The sequence below is a fragment of the Longimicrobium sp. genome, from assembly GCF_036387355.1.
Taxonomy (GTDB): Bacteria; Gemmatimonadota; Gemmatimonadetes; order Longimicrobiales; family Longimicrobiaceae; genus Longimicrobium.
The window spans coordinates 1-2,753 of sequence record NZ_DASVTX010000313.1 but is presented as its reverse complement, the minus strand read 5'-3'; the positions used below and the strand labels follow the sequence as shown (position 1 = coordinate 2,753).

Below are 2,753 nucleotides of genomic sequence, written 5' to 3'. Positions count from 1 at the left end.
GCGGGAGGAAGTCGTAGCCGGTCTTGCTCTCGATGGCGTCCACCGTGGTGCGGTACGTCTCCCACGAGTGCGACGCGATCCCCGTGGTGTTCGGCATGTCGATGGCGATCACCTGCAGCGCGCCGGTGCTGGTGGCCTGCGCCAGCCCCTGACCCGCGGGCATCAGCAGCGCGATCTTGTAGTTGCGCCGGGCGATGGCCACCTTGCCCGCGTTCAGCAGCGTGCCGCTGTACGAGTAGCCGCCGGCCATGATGTAGATCTCCTTGTCGTACGTCTGCGCCTGCGTCTGCAGGTACTGCTCGAATTTGTACCACGGCCCGCCGTTCAGGTCCTGGTACTGCGGCAGGATGTTGGTCATCAGAAAGGTCTGCTTGTTCTGATCGGTGGACCACGTCCGCTCCTCGCTGCGCACCATGTGGCCGCGGCTGTAGCCGGAGTTGGTGTAGTCCGAGGTGGTTACCCGGTAGCATCCGCTGGGGAGCGTCGCGTCCGAGTAGAAGCTCGTGGCGCGCGGCGCATCGCCATAGTGCGTCTTGTTGAGGTTCCACGACACCCAGTTGGGCCCGCCGCGCGTGCAGTTGTAGGAGAGATAATGCGTGTTCTTGGAGAGCCGCACGTCGCTGGAAGGGGACCCGATGGGCGCGCCGAACTCGATGTGGCTCCTGTAGATGGCGTTCGGGTAGGTGTAGAAGCGGGGTTCCTGCGGAGTCGGGGAGGTCGCGGTGGGAGCGTCGGCGGAGCAGGCGGCCAGCAGCGCGGCGGCTACGGCGCCGAGCGCCACGCGTGCGCGCGCGGCAATGCGGGGAAACGGCATGCGCGTTCCATCCTTTGACGAGGGATTTTGACCTTCCGGGAGGGACTCTTTCGAACCTGCAATGTAGATGCCCGCGTTTGAACACGGACGGTATGGCTGTTCGCCGGCCCGGCACCGCCCTTGCGCGGCTCGCCGGGGGGTCGGTTGAAGCTCCTCGGGAAAACGGGATCTGCGATGCGCAAGCGAATGGTGGGGATCGTGCTGGCCGCGGTGGCGCTGGCGGCGTGCGGCGGCGATGCGGGGCAGTCCGGAGCGAAGGGCGACGCCGCGGTGGTGGATAGCGGGATGGCACCCACGCCCGCGCTGGATTCCGTCGGCGGCACCACCAACTCCGATCCGGGCCGGAGCGACTGACCATGAGCCCCGGCGACGACCCCGGCTTCGAATCCGACGAGACGGAGGTGGACCGCCTCCTCCGGGAGATCCATTCCGGAGTCGAGGTGCCGGTGCTTCTCCCCATCGTGCGCGGCGCGCTGGACGCCATGGACTGGAGCTACACCGAGTCCGAGAGCGACGGCCTGGTGTGCGAGATGGCGGGCGAGCACACCGTCTACAGCTTCCTCTTCCGCGTGGACGAGAAGCTGGAGATCGTGTGCTGCTACGCGCGCGTGGGCTTCCGCGTGCCCCCCGACAAGCGCCTGCAGGTGTGCGAGGTGCTCACCCGCGCCAACTACGGCCTGCGCGTGGGCAACTTCGAGATGGACATGGAGGACGGCGAGATCCGCTACAAGGCCAGCGTGGACATGGAGGGCGGCGTGCTGGGCGAGACGATGGTGCAGAACCTGGTGCGCGCCAGCGTCGCCGGCTTCGACCGCTACTATCCCGCCGTCATGCGCGTCGTCTACGCAGGCACCTCCCCCGCCGAAGCCGTCGCCGACGCCGAGCGCTGAACATCAAGCCGCCCCACCGCACGCAATCCCGTAGGGGCAGCCCCACGTGGCTGCCCGTGCCCCGCGCTGCACCGCCCTCCGCTTACAGGACCGCGACCCGTCCATTGCAGCTCAGAAATCCGCCGTCGCGAACGAATACGCCAGGAACCCAAAGAACCCCACCCCCGCCAGCGCACCGGTAATCCCTCCCGTCTTCGCCGCCCTGACGCGCCGTCTTGTCAGGCGCTGTGCATACGCCGCGCGGTAAGCCTCCTGATACTCGGGTGGCTCCTCCGCGACGCGCCACCGGATGGAGTCCGGAAGCGTCCTCACCGGCTGCCCCGCCTGATCAAAGGTCGCGAACACGAGCACCCCACCCGCGGCCGCGACCGTAGCCGTTTCCCGGTTCGGAAACAGCGCGACGATGGGCGCCATGAGGCCGAGCGCCGCCCCACCCAGGAAGCTGGAGCCGAAGTAGCCGCCCACGAACGGGTCCCGCGCATCCCGGTCCGCATCGGCGCGTGCGGCCTGGAGCAGCGAGTCCCCGGGCGTCGCGGGGGAAGTCTGGCCGCGCCCTGGTGCGCAGAAAATCGTGCAGGCGACGAGCGCCAGCGTCAGTGAGCGGAGCATTCTGTATTCGCGAGTTGCAATTGTTGGTGCGATGGAATGATAGCGACCTCAAAGTATGCGACACCGCCGTCTGTCGGCGAGCGAAGAGACCAGCGTCCACGGCGACCCTCGCGGCACGCGCAGTAGATCCTTCGCTCCGCGCCGAGCGATCGCGCACGGGCGAGGACAGAGAGGCGCTTCGCTCAGGATGACAAAAAATTTTGGGACACGGCGGCACCCAGTCCGCTTCTGCGGACTTCGCGTAGTTCCAGCCGGGGGCTTCAGCCCCCGGCGACGCCCGCGGTGCTGTTCACCCTCCGGCGACGCCCGCGGTGCTGTTCACCCTACGGCGATGCCCGCGGTGCTGTTCACGCCCCCGGCGATGCCCGCCGCGACGCCCGCGGTGCTGTTCACCCTCCGGCGACGCCCGCGGTGCTGTTCACCCTCCGGCGACGCCCGCG

Annotated in this window: 4 protein-coding genes; 2 read left to right on the top strand and 2 right to left on the bottom strand. The window is 68.3% G+C overall.

Translation table 11 applies throughout. The annotated features are described in order from the left end of the window. Positions 1-814 (bottom strand): DNA/RNA non-specific endonuclease (locus VF665_RS13550; protein ID WP_331053964.1); only part of this gene is annotated, 814 nt, incomplete at its 3' end. 174 nt (positions 815-988) lie between these two features. On the opposite strand from VF665_RS13550, the gene VF665_RS13545 reads away from it, so the two are divergent. Beyond that, positions 989-1,168 carry a hypothetical protein gene (locus tag VF665_RS13545; RefSeq protein WP_331053963.1) on the top strand — a complete coding sequence of 60 codons (180 nt, stop codon included), beginning with the start codon at positions 989-991 and terminating at the stop codon, positions 1,166-1,168. A 2-nt stretch (positions 1,169-1,170) separates the two neighbouring features. Continuing rightward, positions 1,171-1,704: a YbjN domain-containing protein gene (locus VF665_RS13540; protein ID WP_331053962.1), complete on the top strand. Its 534-nt coding sequence runs from the start codon at positions 1,171-1,173 to the stop codon at positions 1,702-1,704. Between the two features lie 111 nt (positions 1,705-1,815). On the opposite strand, the gene VF665_RS13535 is transcribed toward VF665_RS13540, so the two are convergent. Then, on the bottom strand, positions 1,816-2,313 hold the full coding sequence (locus VF665_RS13535; RefSeq protein WP_331053961.1) for a hypothetical protein: 498 nt from the start codon (positions 2,311-2,313) through the stop codon (positions 1,816-1,818). Between the last annotated feature and the right edge of the window lie 440 nt (positions 2,314-2,753).